15 protein-coding genes and 1 pseudogene are annotated in these 16,826 nt (G+C 68.4%); 8 read left to right on the plus strand and 8 right to left on the minus strand.

The features are described 5' to 3' along the window. Positions 1-105: 105 nt before the first annotated feature. From MC380_RS14345 to MC380_RS14355, 3 genes are read left to right on the plus strand one after another with little or no spacing between them, the layout of a single operon-like run. Positions 106-660: an RNA polymerase sigma factor gene (locus MC380_RS14345; RefSeq protein ID WP_242104709.1), complete on the plus strand. Its 555-nt coding sequence runs from the start codon at positions 106-108 to the stop codon at positions 658-660. Continuing rightward, on the plus strand, positions 657-1,046 hold the full coding sequence (locus MC380_RS14350) for a hypothetical protein (protein WP_242165554.1): 390 nt from the start codon (positions 657-659) through the stop codon (positions 1,044-1,046). The genes MC380_RS14345 and MC380_RS14350 overlap by 4 nt, the downstream gene beginning before the upstream one ends. 5 nt (positions 1,047-1,051) lie before the next feature. Then, positions 1,052-1,549 (plus strand): DUF3106 domain-containing protein, encoded by a 498-nt coding sequence (locus MC380_RS14355; RefSeq protein WP_242104707.1) that lies wholly within the window; start codon positions 1,052-1,054, stop codon positions 1,547-1,549. Between the two features lie 84 nt (positions 1,550-1,633). Here the strand turns inward: MC380_RS14355 and MC380_RS14360 are convergent, their stop codons facing one another. Continuing rightward, positions 1,634-2,752, minus strand: coding sequence for a Re/Si-specific NAD(P)(+) transhydrogenase subunit alpha (locus tag MC380_RS14360; protein WP_242165556.1), 1,119 nt, complete (start codon positions 2,750-2,752; stop codon positions 1,634-1,636). Positions 2,753-2,833: 81 nt separating this feature from the next. Next, on the minus strand, positions 2,834-5,122 hold the full coding sequence (locus MC380_RS14365) for a DUF1631 family protein (protein WP_242165558.1): 2,289 nt from the start codon (positions 5,120-5,122) through the stop codon (positions 2,834-2,836). A gap of 85 nt (positions 5,123-5,207) precedes the next feature. Between MC380_RS14365 and MC380_RS14370 the strand changes: the two genes are divergently transcribed. The 3 genes from MC380_RS14370 to MC380_RS14380 are packed head-to-tail and all read left to right on the plus strand — an operon-like array spanning position 5,208 to position 7,346. Further along, positions 5,208-5,771: a nitroreductase gene (locus MC380_RS14370; protein WP_242104704.1), complete on the plus strand. Its 564-nt coding sequence runs from the start codon at positions 5,208-5,210 to the stop codon at positions 5,769-5,771. A 44-nt stretch (positions 5,772-5,815) separates the two neighbouring features. Next, positions 5,816-6,736 (plus strand): 5'-3' exonuclease H3TH domain-containing protein, encoded by a 921-nt coding sequence (locus tag MC380_RS14375; RefSeq protein WP_242165560.1) that lies wholly within the window; start codon positions 5,816-5,818, stop codon positions 6,734-6,736. A 52-nt stretch (positions 6,737-6,788) separates the two neighbouring features. Continuing rightward, entirely contained in the window at positions 6,789-7,346 is a 558-nt protein-coding gene (locus tag MC380_RS14380; protein WP_242104702.1) for an NUDIX hydrolase, read from the plus strand. A gap of 34 nt (positions 7,347-7,380) precedes the next feature. Here the strand turns inward: MC380_RS14380 and MC380_RS14385 are convergent. From MC380_RS14385 to MC380_RS14410, 6 genes and pseudogenes are all read right to left on the minus strand, one after another. After that, positions 7,381-7,590 (minus strand): annotated as a pseudogene (locus tag MC380_RS14385) (alkylphosphonate utilization protein); the annotation flags it as partial. A gap of 53 nt (positions 7,591-7,643) precedes the next feature. After that, positions 7,644-8,585 (minus strand): prolyl aminopeptidase, encoded by a 942-nt coding sequence (gene pip / locus MC380_RS14390; RefSeq protein ID WP_242165919.1) that lies wholly within the window; start codon positions 8,583-8,585, stop codon positions 7,644-7,646. A gap of 120 nt (positions 8,586-8,705) precedes the next feature. Beyond that, the gene (gene prmC / locus MC380_RS14395) at positions 8,706-9,545 is read right to left on the minus strand and encodes a peptide chain release factor N(5)-glutamine methyltransferase (protein ID WP_242165562.1); all 840 of its coding nucleotides are present in this window, start codon (positions 9,543-9,545) and stop codon (positions 8,706-8,708) included. A gap of 128 nt (positions 9,546-9,673) precedes the next feature. Next, positions 9,674-12,379, minus strand: coding sequence for a M1 family aminopeptidase (locus tag MC380_RS14400; RefSeq protein ID WP_242165564.1), 2,706 nt, complete (start codon positions 12,377-12,379; stop codon positions 9,674-9,676). A 134-nt stretch (positions 12,380-12,513) separates the two neighbouring features. After that, positions 12,514-13,041, minus strand: a complete 528-nt coding sequence (locus tag MC380_RS14405; protein WP_242165566.1) for a carboxymuconolactone decarboxylase family protein — start codon at positions 13,039-13,041, stop codon at positions 12,514-12,516. A gap of 299 nt (positions 13,042-13,340) precedes the next feature. After that, positions 13,341-13,880, minus strand: coding sequence for a peroxiredoxin (locus tag MC380_RS14410; protein ID WP_242104698.1), 540 nt, complete (start codon positions 13,878-13,880; stop codon positions 13,341-13,343). Between the two features lie 128 nt (positions 13,881-14,008). On the opposite strand from MC380_RS14410, the gene MC380_RS14415 reads away from it, so the two are divergent. Together MC380_RS14415 and MC380_RS14420 are read left to right on the plus strand one after the other, a co-directional pair. After that, positions 14,009-14,977, plus strand: coding sequence for a LysR substrate-binding domain-containing protein (locus MC380_RS14415; RefSeq protein ID WP_242104697.1), 969 nt, complete (start codon positions 14,009-14,011; stop codon positions 14,975-14,977). Positions 14,978-15,075: 98 nt separating this feature from the next. Beyond that, a complete protein-coding gene (locus MC380_RS14420) occupies positions 15,076-16,767 on the plus strand; it encodes a D-aminoacylase (RefSeq protein ID WP_242165569.1) in 1,692 nt (563 codons plus the stop codon). Positions 16,768-16,826: the final 59 nt, after the last annotated feature.

Here is a 16,826-nt window from a genome sequence, read left to right on the forward strand (position 1 = left end):
GCGCACCGGCTGCGTTCCCACTCCCGTTGCGGCTCAAGCGAAGCAGGATGGATGGACGGCGGCGGTGCACGACTGGACGAACCGGTCCGTTCTATGCTCACGGGCATGGATGAGGGCCAGGATCACGCGCGCGCCGCTGGCGGCGAGCCGTTAGCCACTCTGGATGCCTTCCTCGCCGGCATCGGGGGGCGCGCGTTCCGCTTCGCCGAAGCCGGCCTGCGCCAGCGCGACGACGCGCTCGACGCGGTCCAGGACGCGATGCTGAAGATGCTGGCCTACCGCGAGCGCCCGCCCCAGGAATGGCCGCCGCTGTTCTGGAGCATCCTGCGCAGCCGCATCATCGACCTGCAGCGGCGGCGCGGGTTCCGGCTGCGCTGGCTGCTGCCGCAGTCCGATCGCGACGAGGACAGCGCGATCGACTGGGCCGACGCCTCGCCCGATCCGCCGCAAGCCCATGCGAACCGCGAGGGCTACACCACCCTGGTCGCGGCGCTGCGCGAACTGCCGGCGCGCCAGCGCGAGGCATTCAGCCTGCGGGTGCTGGAGGAGCTGGACGTGGCCTCGACCGCGCGCATCATGGGATGCAGCGAAGGTTCGGTGAAGACCCATCTGTCGCGCGCCCGCGCGACCTTGCAGAAGAAACTGGAAGACTGGCAATGAACACTGCATCCAACATCGGCGACGGCAAGGACGGCCTGTCGCCTGAAGACCGCTTCGATGCCGCCATGCGCGCACTGCATCAGGACGCCCTGGCCCATGTGTCGCCGCGGGTGCACTGGAAGCTGCGCCCGGCGACGGGCGCGAAATCCAGCAGGATGGGCCGTGCTGGCGGCTGGCGCATGGGCACTGCACTGGCCGGCGTCGCCGCGGCAATGTTCGCGCTGGCGCTGGGCATTTCGCTCTGGAAGCCGTTCGACGACGCAAGCCCGGCGACGAACACGCTTGCCGCGGCGAGTGTGGACGATGGCGCCACCGTGCTGGAACAGGACCCCGATTTCTATGCATGGCTGGCATCGGACGATGCCGACCTGCTGGCGATGGAGTAACGACGATGAAGTCCGCATTCGCCGCGCTGCTGTGTGCAGCCGCCCTGCTTCCTTCCGGTGCCCACGCGCAGGCAGCCAAGCAAACCACGGCCGAATCGCTGCCCGCATGGGAACAGCTCACCCCCGCCCAGCGCGACGAGCTGATCGCGCCGCTGCGCGAGCGCTGGAACAGCCATCCGGACGAACGCGCGCGCATGGCCGAGCGCGCCCGGCGCTGGCACGCCATGCCCCCCGAACAGCGCGGTCGCGCGCACCGTGGGATGGATCGCTGGGAACGCATGGGCCCGGCCAAGCGCGCCGAGATGCAGGTGCTGTTCGAGCGCACCCGCTCGATGCCCCGGCAACAGCGCCACGAAACCTTCGCCCTCTACCACGCGATGCGCAAAATGACGCCGGAGCAGCGCGAGACGCTCAAGCAGCAATGGCAGTCGATGACGCCCGATCAGCGCAAGGCATGGATGCGGGAACACGTGCCGGAACGCTGGCGGCGGCCGGACCGATAGTCGGGCCGCGCAGGGCATCCACGGTTCATTGCTCCCGGCGCCAGGCCGGATCGGACCGGGCGCCGAGCACACTGACCGAACGCTTTACGCCTGGCCCGCCACCGCAACCGGTGCATCACGTTCCGGCCAGACTGTCCTGGCCAGCAGCTCGTCGTCCCAGTCGTAGGCGATGGCGCCGTCCTTCAGCAACAGGCTGGTGAAGTTGTAAAGGTTGCGCGCATACATCTCGCTGGCATGCAGCGCCCCCTGCGAGGCCAGGTTCAGTGGACCGGCAATGGTGACGCCTTCGTGTTCGATGGTCTGGCCGGGCTGGGTCAGTTCGCAGTTGCCGCCGGTTTCGGCCGCCAGGTCCACGATCACGCTGCCCGGCTTCATCCCCGCGACCATGGCCGCGCTGATGATCTTCGGCGCCGGACGACCGGGTACCGCGGCGGTACAGACGATCACATCGACATTCTTCAGGTGTTCGGCCAGCCGGCGCTGCTGTTCGGCGCGTTCCTCGTCGGTGAGCGGGCGCGCGTAGCCGCCTTCGCCCGAGGCGCTCACGCCCAGGTCCAGGAACTTGCCGCCCAGCGATTCGATCTGCTCGCGCGTTTCCGGGCGCACATCGAAGCCTTCCACCTGCGCGCCGAGACGCCTGGCAGTGGCGATCGCCTGCAGCCCGGCCACGCCGGCGCCCACGATCAGGACTTTGGATGGGCGAATGGTGCCGGCGGCGGTGGTGAGCATCGGAAAGAACCGCGGTGTCAGCTGGGCCGCGATCAGCACCGCCTTGTAGCCAGCCATGCCCGCCTGCGAACTGAGGATGTCCATCGCCTGCGCGCGGGTCGTACGCGGCAGGCGTTCCAGCGGGAACGCCACGATCTGGCGCGAACGCAGGGCTTCGGCACGCGCTTCGTCGGCTTGCGGTTGCAGGCTGCCGACCAGGGCGGCGCCCGGCTTCATCATCGCGATGCGTTCGGTCGACGGCGGCTGCACGCACAGCACCAGGTCGGCGTCGGAGAGTGCGGCGTGCGCGTCTGCGACCAGCTGCGCGCCCGCGTCGGTATAGGCCTGGTCCGGGAAGCCAGCGGCCACGCCAGCATCGCGCTCGATCAGGACCTGCACGCCGGCCGCGGCCAGCTTCTTGCAGGTCTCCGGGGTTGCGGCCACGCGCCGCTCGCCTGGCGCGTCCTCGCGCGCGATGCCAATGGTGACCGCCATCCAGCGCTCCTACGAATCGGATCGCGCCATCCTAGCGAATCGGCGGCGTCCGCGTTGTCGGCGCGGATTTGTCGGTGCGAATCAGGCGATGGCGGCCATCGGCGCAGCCTGCGCCTGGTTGAGTTGCTGCCAGAGCCGCTTCATCGCCAGATCGCACGGCGCCTCGGTCGTGCGCAGTACCACGCGCCCGGCATCGACCAGGGAGGCGAGCTGCTCGGGAGAGACCACCAGCTTGCGCTGGCCGCGGCGGTTGACCACCAGCAGCCGCCCTGTCAGCGGGCTGATCCAGGCCACCCTGGCGTAGGACTCGCGTCCCTGCTCATCCACCAGGCCCATCGCCTGATCCACGCGCAGGCGCCGCATGCGTGCGGCCGTGGCAGGGTCGTGCGGTACGGTGGCCGTGCCTCCGATGATCTGCAGCGAAGCCAGTTGACCGGCCGCCCCTTCCTCCACGCTGTCGGACGTACCTGGCTCGGACGCGGCGCGCGGCGTGTCGGGATGGGCGAGTGCGAAGATCATGCGCGCCAGCACCTGATCGGTGCCGCCCTGGTCGAGGCCGGCCACCCGGCAACATGCCGACACCTCCGGCTCAATTGCCAGCCAGCGCGCAGCCAGTTCGCCGTGCAGGGCCTGCGCCGCGTCCCGGTCGAGCACCGCCAGGTTTTCGCCGAAGCTGCGCAGTTCGGTCCAGCGCGACGACGTCACGCCATCACGCAGGAAGGCCTGCTCGAGCGCATGCCGCCACTGACTGTCGAAGAAACCGGCGAACGCCGCGCTCAACGGGCGCGCAAGCATCGCCGTCACGTGCTCCGCGCTCGCGGCGCGCGCCTGCAGCAGGCGTTCGCGCCCGTGCAACGCTTCGGCGGCGCGGCGTTCGGCCAACTCCGCGCGCCGACGCCGCTGCTCCTGGAACTGCTGCAGCTCGTCCGCGGCCAGCACGAAGATCTCCAGCTCTTCGCGGTAGCCGGTCACCAGGCGCTCGACCACCTGCGACGCGAAGGCGATGTTCTCGCGCTCGTACCCGGTGTCGTCCGGATCGGCTTCGCAGGCCTCGGTGAGCGCGTCCAGCAACCGGCGCGCGGGATGCGTGCGCCGGTTGAACAGACTGTCGTCGGTCAGCGCCAGGCGCAGATACGGCATCACCAGCCGGCCGTAGAGGCTGGCCGCTCCCTCCGCGAGCAGGCTGCTGTCTCCGATCGACTGGAACAGCATGCCGACCAGGTCGATCGCGTCTTCCTCGTCCGGCGCGAAATGCAGCGGGCCGGAGGCAAGGCCAAGCTGGCGGGCGCCTTGCGCCAGCGATTCGCGGATCGCCACCGGCATGCCCCGAGTGTCGGCGCCGTCCAGCACGCGCGCGAAGGCGCCCGGGTCGTCGCCCTGCAGCAGGTTGGCGACGCTGCGCACTTCGGCGGTGCCCAGCACCGAGCCTGCACCCCGCGGCTCGGCGGTCGCGATACCCACGTTGTTGCGCCATTCGCGCAGGCGATCGCGCACGATATCGCGATAACGCATCGGCATGCCTTCCGCTGGCTGCGGCGCCGGGCGCCCGGCGGGCGGCGATTCGTTGGCCGGTGCAGGCGCCTGTGGCGCGGCGATCGGTCGCGGTCGGGCGAATTCGACCACGCCACCATCCGGCACCCAGGCGCCGGTGGCGGGAGGCGCTTCGGGCGTCGCGCCGAACGGAACGGCGTGTCGCGGGTCATGGACCTGCGAGGACAGGCCCGCCTCCGCCAGGCGGCTGTTGAGCCGGGCGTACAGGAAGGACAAAGTCGGCATCAGACGCTTTTCGTAATGCCGGAACACCATCGACCGCAGGTCGTAGCTGAGATCGTCGCTGCGGAAGCTGGCGATGAAGGCATCGATGATGGCCGCGGGCCGCAACGGACCCGGCATGCGCTGGGTCGCGCCCAGCGAAAGCGCCAGATTGGTCATCCGCCCATCCAGCGCCTCGAACGCGCCGGCCACCTGGCGCATCAGCTCGGCGCTCATGGACTGCGCCATCAGCTGCATCTGCAGCTGGTTTTCCGACATCAGGCTCAGGGCGCGGGTATCGACGACCGCGATCTCCATCCGCTGCCAGCGGTCGAAATTGCGTTCGATGCGTTCCCGGTAGTTGGTCAGGAAACGGTCCGCGCGCTCGCGCACGGCGCCCGCGGCCTCGCAGTCCAGCTGCCGCGAGCGCGAAGCGGTGTTGCCCAGCCAGGCCAGCCTGGCCTGCTCCTCGACCGCCTCGAAGAAGCCGTCGAACATATTCGCAAGCTGATCAGCCGAATCGCGCCTGAGCTCGTCGAACAGCGCGCGCGGATCGCGCGCGGCGGCGGTCTTCGGCTGGCCGGAGCCCGGCTGACCAATGTCGTCCGATACGGTCATGGTGCGCAACAATGTGAGTATCCCCGTCACTACGATCACAGAAGAATCAGGCCCCGTCTGTGACCGGCATCGCAAAGGACACCCGATGGCATCGTTGGAACTCCTCGACCGGCGTTCGGTCCCAGCCCGGCAGCTCGGCGAGCCCGGGCCGGACCCGGATACCCTGCTGGAGATACTCGGATCCGCCGTGCGGGTCCCCGATCATGGCAAGCGGGTCCCGTTCCGGTTCATCCGCATCGCGGGCCCCGCCCGCGCCACGCTGGGCGAATTTCTCGCCGCCCGCAGCCTGCAGCGCGATCCCCAGGCCGGGTCCGGCGCGATCGAAAAGGATCGCAACCGGTTCAACCACGCCCCGCTGGTGATCGCGGTGGTGGCCAGGCTGGGGCCGGACGAGAAGATCCCCGAGTCGGAACGATTCTCGAGCGCAGCCTGCGTCTGCTTCGGGCTGCTGCAGGCCGCGCAGGCGCACGGTTTCGGCGCCCAGTGGCTGACCGGGTGGCCCGCCTACGACGCCGAGTTCCTGCAACGGCTGGGGCTGGGCGAGCACGAGCGCATCGCCGGGTTCATCCACATCGGCACGGCCAGGCTCGAAGCGCCCGAACGCGAACGTCCCGACCCCCGCGAGCTGCTCAGCGACGTGGTGCAATAGGCGCCGCCGGCTCGTTTCGCCGGGCGGCCTCCTACAATGCCGGGATGAGTCGCCCCACCCTGCACCTGGTCGATGCCTCGCTGTACGTGTTCCGCGCCTGGCATTCGATGCCCGACCAGTGGCACGACGCCGACGGCTGGCCGGTCAACGCGGTGCACGGCTTCGCCCGCTTCCTGCTGGAACTGCTGGAACGCGAGCGTCCCCAGCACATCGTCGTTGCCTTCGACGAAGCGCTCGACTCCTGCTTCCGCAACACCCTGTACCCGCAGTACAAGGCCAACCGGCCACCGGCGCCGGAAGAGCTCAAGCGCCAGTTCGCCTACGTCAAGGCGCTGTGCCAGGCCCTGGGGCTGCATACGCTGGGGCACAGCGAGTACGAAGCCGACGACCTGATCGGCAGCGCGCTGCACGCGGTTCGTCCGCAGGGCTTCCGCGGCGTGGTGGTGTCGGCCGACAAGGACCTGTCGCAGCTGCTGGGCGAACATGACGAACAGTACGATTTCGGCCGCGGCCAGCGCTGGGGATCCGATGGCGTCAAGGCCCGGCACGGCGTGCACGCGCACCAGATCGCCGATTACCTGGCGCTGGCCGGCGACGCGATCGACAACATCCCCGGGGTCAGCGGCATCGGCGCCAAATCCGCCGCGGTGCTGCTGGCGCACTTCGGCGATCTGGATACCCTGATCGCACGGGTCGATGAGGTGGCCTTCCTGCGCCTGCGCGGTGCGGCGCAGATGGCCGGGCGCCTGCGCGAGCAGCGCGAACATGCATTGCTCTGGCGACAGCTGACCACGGTGGCGCTGGATGCGCCGTTGCCCGAGGGCGCCGCACCGTTTGCGCGGCAGACGGCCGACGCGGGCATGCTGACGACTCTGGCCGAAGGTGTCGGCTTCGGACCGATGACGCGGCGCCGGCTGCATGCGGCGGCCGGGATCGAATGGACCATTCCGGTGGGTTCGGCCTGATGCATCGGCGTCCACGCATGCTTCTGCCACCGGCGCCGGTTAGCATCGGGGCATGAACGACGATCGCACCATCCTGTACGAAGGCGACTGGCTGCGCCTGGTCCGCCGCGGCCGCTGGGAATCGTGCGAGCGCACCCACGGCCAGGGAATGGCGGTGATTGTGATCGCGGTGACCCCGGACGACGCGGTCCTGTTCGTCGAGCAGTTCCGCGTGCCGCTGGGCGCGCGCACCATCGAGATGCCGGCCGGCCTGGTGGGCGACGACCACGACCATGACACCCTGGAAGACGCCGCGCGCCGCGAGCTGATCGAGGAAACCGGCTGGGAACCGGGCACGGTCGATGTCCTGCTCATCGGCCCGACCTCGTCGGGCATGAGCAACGAACGCATCGCCTTCGTCCGGGCCCGCAATCTGAAACAGGTGGGGGCAGGCGGCGGTGTCGGCAGCGAGGACATCACCGTGCATGCCGTACCGCGCCACCAGGCTCCGGCCTGGCTGATGCGCAAGCACGCCGAGGGCTTCGAGCTGGACCTCAAGCTCTGGGCCGGACTGTGGATGATCGAGCACAACCCCGACGGCAGCCGCGCCGACGAGCCGATCGTGGTGTAGGCCGGCCTAGCGCAGGAGCGGCCGTCGTCGCAGCTCAGGCCTTCTTGACGAACTCGGTGCGCAGCACCAGGCCCTTGACCTTGTCGACGTTGCATTCGATCAGGGCCGCATCGTCGGTCAGCCGGATGTTCCGGGCCAAGGTGCCGCGCTTGAGCGTGACCGATGTGCCCTTGACCTTGAGATCCTTGATCACAGTCACCGAATCGCCGTCGCTCAGGCGGGTGCCGTTGCTGTCCTTGACCACGATCGCGTCGTCTTCGCTCATTTGTGTTGTCCGGGAAAGAAGGAAATGGCGGCTCAGGCGAACCGATCGGTCGTGCGCACCAGGGCATCCACGTTTTCCGCTTCGAAGGCGGAGTGTCCCGAGGCCGGGCTGACGATGAGTTCTGCCTTCGGCCAGGCCTTGTGCAGCTCCCAGGCGCTCTGGATCGGGCAGACCACGTCGTAGCGCCCGTGCACGATCACTCCCGGGATGTCGGCGATCTTGTGCGCGTCGCGCAGCAGCTGGTCCTCGACTTCGAAAAAGCCGCGGTTGACGAAGTAATGGTTCTCGATGCGCGCGAAAGCCAGCGCGAACTTCGGATCGCCGTGGCTGGTCGCGTAATTCGGGTCGATGTGCAGATAGCTGGTACCGCCTTCCCAGATGCTCCACGCCCGCGCCGCTTCGAGTCGGATGGCTTCGTCGTCGCTGGTCAGGCGCCGGTGGTAGGCCGCGATCAGGTCGCCCCGCTCGGCCTGGGGAATCGGCGCCAGGTAATGCTCCCAGGCATCGGGGAACAGGCGCGAGGCGCCCTGCTGGTAGAACCACTCCAGTTCCCAGCGCCGCAGCATGAAGATGCCGCGCAGGACCAGTTCGGCGACGCGCTGCGGGTGGGTCTGGGCATAGGCCAGCGCCAGGGTCGAGCCCCAGGAACCGCCGAATACCTGCCAGCGTTCGATGCCCAGCAATGCGCGCAGCTGCTCGATGTCGGCGACCAGGTCCCAGGTGGTGTTGTCGACCAGGTCGGCATGCGGCCTGGAGCGGCCGGCGCCGCGCTGGTCGAACAGCACGATCCGGTACTTCGCCGGGTCGTGGAAACGGCGCATCTTCGCATTGCTGCCCGCGCCCGGCCCGCCGTGCAGCAGCACCACCGGCTTGCCATCGGGATTGCCGCATTGCTCGTAGTACAGGGTGTGGCGGGCATCGACCTGCAATGTGCCGGTGGCGTAGGGTTCGATCTCGGGATACAGCTCGCGCAGCATGGTCCAGTCCGGTGCGGAAAGCCCCAGTCTAGCGATTCGGGTGCGAGGCCCCTGCGGGGAGCGCCGCATCGGCGCTCCCATTGCCCATTGAATGTTCCAGCTGCCGAAGCGGCGCGCCTAGCTGCGACTGCGTCCCAGGGTGACGCGATCGCGGCGTTCCAGATCCTGGTGCGTGGCGATGTCGCATAATCCCGCTTCTTGCATCAGCGCGCGCACTGCCGCGCCCTGCTCCCAGCCGTGTTCGAGCAGCAACCAGCCGTGCGGCGCCAGGTGCGCGGGCGCATCGCGCACGATGCGGCGGATCGCGTCCAGGCCGTCGATGCCCGATGCCAGCGCCATGGCTGGCTCGAAGCGCAGGTCGCCGCGCGACAGGTGCGGATCGCCGGTAGCGATGTAAGGCGGATTGCTCGCCACCAGGTCGTAATGCTCGCCGTGCAGCGGCTCGCACCAGTCGCCGGCGCGGAACGCGACATTCGGCAGATCCAGGCGGCGGGCATTGCGTCCGGCCAGTTCCAGCGCGGCGACGCTGGCGTCCACGCCAACCACCCGTGCAAGCGGTCGTTCGTGGGCGATGGCCAGCGCGATTGCGCCGCTTCCGGTGCCCAGATCGGCGACGCGGAGCGGCTCGCGTGCCGACAGGCGTTCCAATGCCAGTTCCACCAGCAATTCGGTTTCCGGGCGCGGGATCAGCACCGCCGGATCGACTTCCAGCGCCAGCGACCAGAACCCGCGCGTTCCGGTGAGATAGGCCACCGGCTCACCGACCATGCGCCGCCGGACCAGGGTTTCGAATGCGCTGGCCACCACTGGATCGAGCGGATCGTTGCGATGTGCGAACAGCCAGCCGTGCGACTGCTGCAGGGCATGCAGCAACAGCCATTCGGCGTCGACCCGGTCGATCCGCAGCGACGCGGACGCGAGCAGCGATTCTGGCGTCGCCGATGTCGGAGGCTTCATGGCGGCCATCCTAGCGGATGCCCTGAAACGCTCCCGTGGGAGCGAGCTTGCTCGCGAATGCGTTTGGAGCCCATACGAGCAAGGTCAAAGGCATTCGCGGCCGAAGCCGCTCCCACGGGGTCGAACGCTCAGCGCCGCGCGAACTCCAGTGGCTGTCCGTGGCGTGCCCGCAACTGCGCTTCGCACAGCCTGATGCCCTCGACCTGCTGCTTGAGTTCCAGCGGCCCGCCCTCGATCTTCGCCATGCGCGCGGCGAACTTCGATTCCAGTTCGGCGGCATCCGCGCTGCTGCACATGCCTGCCGAATACAGGTGGATCAGCGCGGCGCCGGCGGGCGACAGCTTCGCCTCCAGCGTGGTGAAGTGCTCATCGATCCACTCGCGAACCGCCGGGCGCAGCGCCTCGTGCTCGACCTGGCCGCCGACCGCGCCGAAGATCTCGTTGCGGCGCAGCAGGCCGTCCTCGAACACGAAGCCGCGCGCGCGCTCGGCGAGCGCGGGATCCTGCACCCGACCCATGGCGCCGAGCAGCTGTCCGCGCAGGGTGGGATCCTGCTCCGCGCGGAAATGCCGCTCCGCCAGATCGAACGCCTGCGCGCCACCTTCCGCCACAGCCACTGCGATCGCGGCGCCGCGCAGCTCCTGCGGCACCGCGTCCTTGTACAGACGGCCATCGCCCGGCGTGCCGTCGCCGGCGAGGCCGAGGACCTTGTCGCCCTGCGATTTCAGGTACTCGCGGGTCTTCTGATCCTTGAAGTCGAAGGCGAACGCGTTGATCAGACTGTTGCGCAGCAGGCGCTGGTCTTCTTCTTCGCGCTCGCGTGGGACCAGACCAAGCGCGTCCAGTCGCGGTCGGTACAGCGCTGCGGCCTGCGCGCGGAACGCGCTGCGCTGCGCCTCGTCCTGGAGCAGGTATTCCTCCATCCAACCTATGCTGTCCATGCCCGCTGTGACGGTCTGGCGCACCTTGGCGGTGGTGAATTGCGGCAGCGCCTGCAGCAGCTGCGACGGGGTGAGCTGGCCCGCGCCATAGGCGGCCGTGACCGAATCGGCGTACATGCGCTGTTCGCGCTCGTCGAGCTCGGCGAAGGCGCCGGACAGCTTGTCCTGCAGCGCCGGCGTCAGCGAGAAGCGGTAGTAGCCGTTGCCGTGTGCATTGGGCATGACCCAGGCCGGGCAGGACTGCGCCTGCTCAAGCTCGAAGCGCGACTGCGCACCGCTCAGGATGGCCTTTTCCTCGCGTACGGTATCGCCGTCGCGATAGCGCACCGCGAGCGGCACGCCCCAAGTCTGGCTGGCGTTCGCAGCGGACCCCAGCGGCAGATAGCGCTGCTGGTGCACGATCAGCGCGGGCTTGCCGGCGCCGCATTCGAGATCGATCTTCAGGAAGGGAACGCCGGCCTGATCGATGTAGCTCTTGAACGCCGATTCGATCGCCGCCGGATCCGTGCCCTGCGCCGCGACCGCCGCGATCAGGGCGGCGCTGGTGGCATTGCCGCGCGCATGCGTCTTCAGATAGGTGCGGATACCGTCGCGGAACTTCCCGGCGCCGATGTACTGCTCGAACATGTTCAGCGTGGCGCCGCCCTTCTGGTAGGTGATGCCGTCGAAGGCCGACTGGATCTGGGTGAAGTCGCCGATCGGCTCATGCACGCGGCGCGAACTGGCCAGGCTGTCGGCGCCCATCGCCTCGATCGCGCCTTCCAGCAGCCTGCGGTCGGTATGCGCCTGCGGCTGCAGCTGGCCGTGGATCTTGTTGCCCATCCAGGTGGCGAAGCCCTCGTTGAGCCACAGGTCGTCCCACCACTTCATCGTGACCAGATCGCCGAACCACTGGTGCGCCAGTTCGTGCGCGCTCACGCCCCAGAACGCCTGGCGCTGGCCGACCGGCGAGTTTTCATCGGGGAACATCAGGCTGTCGCGGTAGACGATCAGGCCGGCGTTCTCCATCGCGCCCGCCCAGAAATCCGGCGCGGCAAGGTTGTCGAGCTTGTCGAACGGATACGGGGTTCCGAAGTAGTCCTCGAGCGCGGTGACGATCACCCCGGTATTGGCGAGTGAGTAGCGCATGCGTCCGCCCTGCCCCTTGGCCGCGATGCCGCGCAGCTTCACCGGCGCGCTACGCACGCCGCTGGCGGGGATATCGGGGCCGGCCGGGACATCCCATGGACCGACGGCGAAGGCGATCAGATAGCTCGGCAGCGCTTCGGTGCGGTTGAACGTCACCTTCTTCCAGCCATCGCCCAGGCGCTCGGTCTTCGCCTCGGCGCTGTTGGCGACCGCGACGTCGTCCTCGGGCACGATCAGGCTGATCTCCCAGGGCTGCTTGAAGCTGGGTTCGTCGAAGCCCGGAAAGGTGTTGCGCGCGCCCAGCGGTTCCATCTGGGTGACGATGTAATCGTTGCCATCGGGCTTCACCCGATAGGCGCCCTGCAGCTCGCCGAAGCGCGCGTCGTACTCGATGTCGATGGTGGCTTCGCCGGCAGGGATCTGTTCGGCGGCCTGCAGTCTGAGCACGCCGGACACATCCGCATCGCTTGCGCGCAGCGCGATCTTGCGGCCGTCGGCCAACGTCGCCTCGGCTTTGCCGATTTTCAGCCCGCGCCCGTGCATCCAGACCACATCGGTGGCCTGCGCGACCCTGGCCTGGATGCGGGTGCGGCCGCTGAACTCCGCCTGCTTCGGATCGAGCTTGAGTTCCAGCTGCACCAGCTCGGGCACGACGGTGCGCGGCAACGGTCCTTTCGGCACCTCCTGGGCGTGCACCAGGCCGGCAGCAACGAGCAGGGAAGCGGCCAGCATGTGCTTGGCGGGGGGGCGGTGGATCGCGGTCATCGCGTCGGAACTCCAGGGCAAAGCGCCGGAGCATACCGATCCACCCGGACCCGCGGAATCGGCCGAAGGTCCTGCCCGTCGTGTCACACCGGGGCCATGCCGGCTGGACTCTGCCGCCTGGTCGCGGGTCCGCCTTACGCCAGTTCTGCCGTCACCGCGACCGCGTGGATCACCGCGGCGATCTTCAGGGCGCTCTGCACACCCTGCGCGCTCACCTCGTGCTTGCGGATGGTCTTCTCGTGCGAGGCCATGCACATGCCGCAGCCGTTGATCGCGGAGACCGCCAGCGAAGCCAGCTCGAAGGTGATCTTGTCGATGCCCGGACTGGCCATCACGTTCATGCGCAGGCCGGCGCGCAGCGTCGCGTACTCGTCGTTTTCGATCAGGTGAGTGGCGCGGTAATAGACATTGTTCATCGCCATGATCGCGGCGGCGGCCTTCGCCCCGTTGATCTCCTCGGCCGATAGCTGCTCGGCGGCGAAGGCTTCGACGGCGGCGACCAGCGGGGCGTGGCGCGAGGCGATCGCCGACGCCAGCGCGATCGCGCGGATCTGCTTGCCATCGATGCCGGGCGATCCGGTTTCGCCCAGGACCGAGTCGAGGTTGAGCCTGAGGTCCTTGGCGTAATCGGGAAGGGTGTTGCGCAGTTCGGTGAGGGACATGGAGTCTCCAGTTGAGATGGCGAAGCGCCGTCCAGCGATTCCGCTGGCCCACGGCGGGAACGGTGGGCGCCAGGAACGAGCCCATGGCTGAGCCCGCGCGGAAACGCGACGCTCGAAGGCTATGGCGCGGCAGAATCGGGCGGGCCGCTGTCGCGGACAAAACGAAGGCGGCCGAAGCCGCCTTCGGGGCGATACCCGCGGACCGTGCGCCGTGCGAGGGAGGGAGTCGCGACGCGGTGTTGCTGTCCGCAGGTTGCCCAAGCTCTGCCCTTTCCGCGTGCGCGGAAGGGGCGATGGCGTCAGGCGGCCTTGAGCACTTCCTCGCCGGCTTTCCAGTTGCAGGGGCACAGTTCGTCGGTCTGCAGCGCATCGAGCACCCGGAGCACTTCGTCCGGGTTGCGACCGACCGAGCCGGAGGTCACGTACACGAACTGGATCACGCCGTGCGGATCGACGATGAAGGTCGCACGCTGGGCGACACCCTCTTCCTTGTCCAGCACGCCCAGCGCGGTCACCAGTTCGCGCTTGATGTCGGCCAGCATCGGGAACGGCAGGGTGCTCAGGTCCTTGTGGTGGGTGCGCCAGGCGTGGTGCACGAACTCGCTATCGGTGGAGCCGGTCAGCAGCTGGGCGTCGCGGTCCTTGAACGCCTGGTCGAGTCGGGCGAACCCGGTCAGCTCGGTCGGGCACACGAAGGTGAAGTCCTTCGGGTAGAAGAACAGCACCAGCCACTTGCCCTTGTAGGTGTCGTTGTCGATGTCCACGAACGCGTTGTTCAGGTCGTTCGAGACGGTGGCCTTCAGCTTGAAGGCCGGCAGCTTGTCGCCGACGGTCAGCATTGCAGCTCCTTGATGTGGATGGGGGAAGGTTCTGGGCGCGGTCACCGCCCACGATGTGATTATTGCAGCGCAGCATAAATATGACAATTCAATTGTTCTTATGTGCCCGATAGGAATAAACTATTGATATGAACCTGCGCGACCTGCGTTACCTAGTGGCCCTGGCCGACCACAGGCATTTCGGCAAGGCGGCCGCGGCCTGCTTCGTCAGCCAGCCCACGCTCTCGACCCAGATCCGGAAACTGGAAGAGGAACTGGGCGTGGCCGTGGTCGAACGCGCGCCGCGCAAGGTCATGCTCACGCCCGCCGGCCGCGACATCGCCGATCGCGCACGCAAGATCGTGGCCGACGTGGAGCAGATGAAGGAGGCCGCGCGCCGCAGCCAGGATCCGGAAGCCGGCACCGTAAGGCTCGGCATGTTCCCCACCCTCGGCCCGTACCTGTTGCCGCATGTCGTGCCCGGCATCCGCGCGCGGTTCCCCCAGCTGGAGCTGTTGCTGGTCGAGGAAAAAAGCGATGTGCTGCTATCCCGCCTGCGCGAGGGCCGGCTCGATGCGGCACTGCTGGCGCTGCCTCTGCACGACGACCAGCTGCACGCCGAATTCCTGTTCGAGGAACCGTTCCTGCTGGCCGTGCCGGAGGGCCATCCGCTGGCGAAAGCGTCTTCGCTTGCGCTGAAGGACCTCTCGCAGCAGAAGCTGCTGCTGCTCGAAGACGGCCACTGTCTGCGCGACCAGGCGCTGGACGTGTGCCAGTTGGCCGGAGCCGGCGAGAAGAGCGGGTTCCAGGCCACCAGCCTGGAAACCCTGCGCCAGATGGTGGCCGCCAACGTCGGCGTCACCCTGCTGCCGACGCTCGCGATCAAGCCTCCGGTTGCACGCTCGGACAATATCCACCTTCTGCGCTTCAGCGATTCGCGCCCCAGCCGCAGGATCGCGATGGTCTGGCGTCGCAGTTCGGCGATGGGCGACTTCCTGCTGAAGCTGGCACAGGTGTTCCAGGAGCTGCCGGCAGATTTGTTCCTACCCAGTCGGGAACAGCATCCCGCCGGGCCGGGCCGCACCCGGAAAACGCCGGCACCCGCACGGCGCGCTTGACGCCGGGCGCGACCGTACCGGCAAACCCGCCCAGCGCGCCCCAGCCCCGGTTCGCCGCTTGGCGCTAGCATCAGCCCCTGGCTTCAACGGGGCACGCGATGCGCACTCCTCTCCTGCTCGCCAGCGTTCTGCTGGCCGCCTGCGCTTCGGCGCCATCTCCGGCCCCCACCGCAAAGCCCTACGACCTGCTGATCCGCAACGGCGTGGTTTACGACGGCAGCGGCGAGGCGCCGAAGCGGGTCGACGTGGCGATACGCGGCGACCGCGTCGTCGAACTGTTGGCACCCGGCGCGCCCGCGGACGCGAATGAGATCGTCGACGCACACGGCCTCGCCGTCGCACCGGGCTTCATCAACATCCTGTCGTGGGCCGGCGACGCGCTGATCGAGGACGGCCGCGGCATGAGCGACACGCTGCAAGGGGTCACCCTGGAAATCTTCGGCGAAGGCACTTCGGGCGGACCGCTGACCCCGGCGATGAAGACCGAGATGCTTCAGCTGCAGGATGACATCCGTTACGACATCACCTGGGACTCGTTCGGGGGCTATCTCGAGCACCTGGAACGCAAGGGGGTGACGCCCAACGTTGCCTCGTTCGTGGGTGCCACCACTGTGCGCCAGAACGTGATCGGCAACGCGCCGCGTGCGGCCACGGCGGAAGAGGTGGCGCGCATGCAGGCGCTGGTGCGGCAGGCGATGCGCGAAGGCGCGCTGGGCGTGGGCTCGTCGTTGATCTACGAACCGGCGACCAACGCCGAGACCTCGGAACTCGTCGCGCTTGCGAAGGCAGCCGGCGAATCCGGCGGCGGCTACATCTCCCACATCCGCGACGAAGGCGAGAAGCTACTCGAATCGATCGATGAGCTGATCGCCATCGGCCGCGCCGCCGGCGTGCACGCCGAGGCCTACCACCTCAAGGCCAGCGGCGTGCGCAACTGGCCGAAGATGGCGCAGGCGATCGCCCACATCGAAGCCGCGCGCGAAGCCGGGCAACCGGTGACCGCGGACATGTACCTGTACCCCGCCAGTTCCACCGGCCTGGATACGCAGCTGCCCAAATGGGTCCGCGAGGGCGGCGCGGGTGAGCGTATCGCGCGGCTGAAGGACCCGGTGCAGCGCGGCAGGGCGATCACGGACGTCAAGGCCGAAATCGCCAGGCGCAACCCTGCCGAACTCGATGCGCTGCGGCGCACGCTGCTGGTGCAGTTCCGCTCCGAATCGCTCAAGCCGCTGACCGGCCGCACGCTGGCCGAGGTGGCCGAGCAGCGCGGCACCGATCTGGCCACGACCATCGTCGATCTCATCGCCGGGGACGAATCGCGTGTCGGCGTGGTGTTCTTCTCGATGAGCGAGGACAACGTGCGCCTGGGCCTGCGCCAGCCCTGGGTCAGCCTGGGCTCGGATGGCGCATCGGAAGCCCCGGAAGGCGTGTTCCTGAAAGGCAGCACCCACCCACGTGCCTACGGCAATTTCGCCCGCCTGTTCGCGCGATACGTGCGCGAGGAACAGTTGTTGAGCGTGCAGGAAGCGGTACGCCGCGTCACCGCGCTGCCCGCGCGCAACTGGAAACTCGCCAGCCGCGGCTGCCTGGATCCGGGCTGCCATGCGGACATCGTCGTATTCGATCCGGCCACCATCCAGGACCATGCCAGCTTCGCCAAGCCCATGCAGTACGCGGCCGGGGTACGCCAGGTCTGGATCAACGGTGTGTGCGTGGTACGCGATGGCGCACACACCGGCGCGACGCCCGGGCGGGTGGTGCGGGGACCGGGCTGGAAAGCAACACGTTGATGGATTCGCGCCGCCGCCTGATGTCGCCCACCGGTGCTTGCCCGGAATCGTCCGCCCAC

Source organism: Lysobacter sp. M15 (assembly GCF_022662515.1).
Lineage (GTDB): Bacteria > Pseudomonadota > Gammaproteobacteria > Xanthomonadales > Xanthomonadaceae > JAKPBU01.

Excerpts from the sequence above, each read along its gene's own strand:
- MC380_RS14345 (WP_242104709.1), top strand. The coding sequence starts at position 106 with ATGGATGAGGGCCAGGATCACGCGCGCGCCGCTGGCGGCGAGCCGTTA.
- MC380_RS14350 (WP_242165554.1), top strand. The coding sequence starts at position 657 with ATGAACACTGCATCCAACATCGGCGACGGCAAGGACGGCCTGTCGCCT.
- MC380_RS14355 (WP_242104707.1), top strand. The coding sequence starts at position 1,052 with ATGAAGTCCGCATTCGCCGCGCTGCTGTGTGCAGCCGCCCTGCTTCCT.
- MC380_RS14360 (WP_242165556.1), bottom strand. The coding sequence starts at position 2,752 with ATGGCGGTCACCATTGGCATCGCGCGCGAGGACGCGCCAGGCGAGCGG.
- MC380_RS14365 (WP_242165558.1), bottom strand. The coding sequence starts at position 5,122 with ATGACCGTATCGGACGACATTGGTCAGCCGGGCTCCGGCCAGCCGAAG.
- MC380_RS14370 (WP_242104704.1), top strand. The coding sequence starts at position 5,208 with ATGGCATCGTTGGAACTCCTCGACCGGCGTTCGGTCCCAGCCCGGCAG.
- MC380_RS14375 (WP_242165560.1), top strand. The coding sequence starts at position 5,816 with ATGAGTCGCCCCACCCTGCACCTGGTCGATGCCTCGCTGTACGTGTTC.
- MC380_RS14380 (WP_242104702.1), top strand. The coding sequence starts at position 6,789 with ATGAACGACGATCGCACCATCCTGTACGAAGGCGACTGGCTGCGCCTG.
- prmC (WP_242165562.1), bottom strand. The coding sequence starts at position 9,545 with ATGAAGCCTCCGACATCGGCGACGCCAGAATCGCTGCTCGCGTCCGCG.
- MC380_RS14400 (WP_242165564.1), bottom strand. The coding sequence starts at position 12,379 with ATGACCGCGATCCACCGCCCCCCCGCCAAGCACATGCTGGCCGCTTCC.
- MC380_RS14405 (WP_242165566.1), bottom strand. The coding sequence starts at position 13,041 with ATGTCCCTCACCGAACTGCGCAACACCCTTCCCGATTACGCCAAGGAC.
- MC380_RS14410 (WP_242104698.1), bottom strand. The coding sequence starts at position 13,880 with ATGCTGACCGTCGGCGACAAGCTGCCGGCCTTCAAGCTGAAGGCCACC.
- MC380_RS14415 (WP_242104697.1), top strand. The coding sequence starts at position 14,009 with ATGAACCTGCGCGACCTGCGTTACCTAGTGGCCCTGGCCGACCACAGG.
- MC380_RS14420 (WP_242165569.1), top strand. The coding sequence starts at position 15,076 with ATGCGCACTCCTCTCCTGCTCGCCAGCGTTCTGCTGGCCGCCTGCGCT.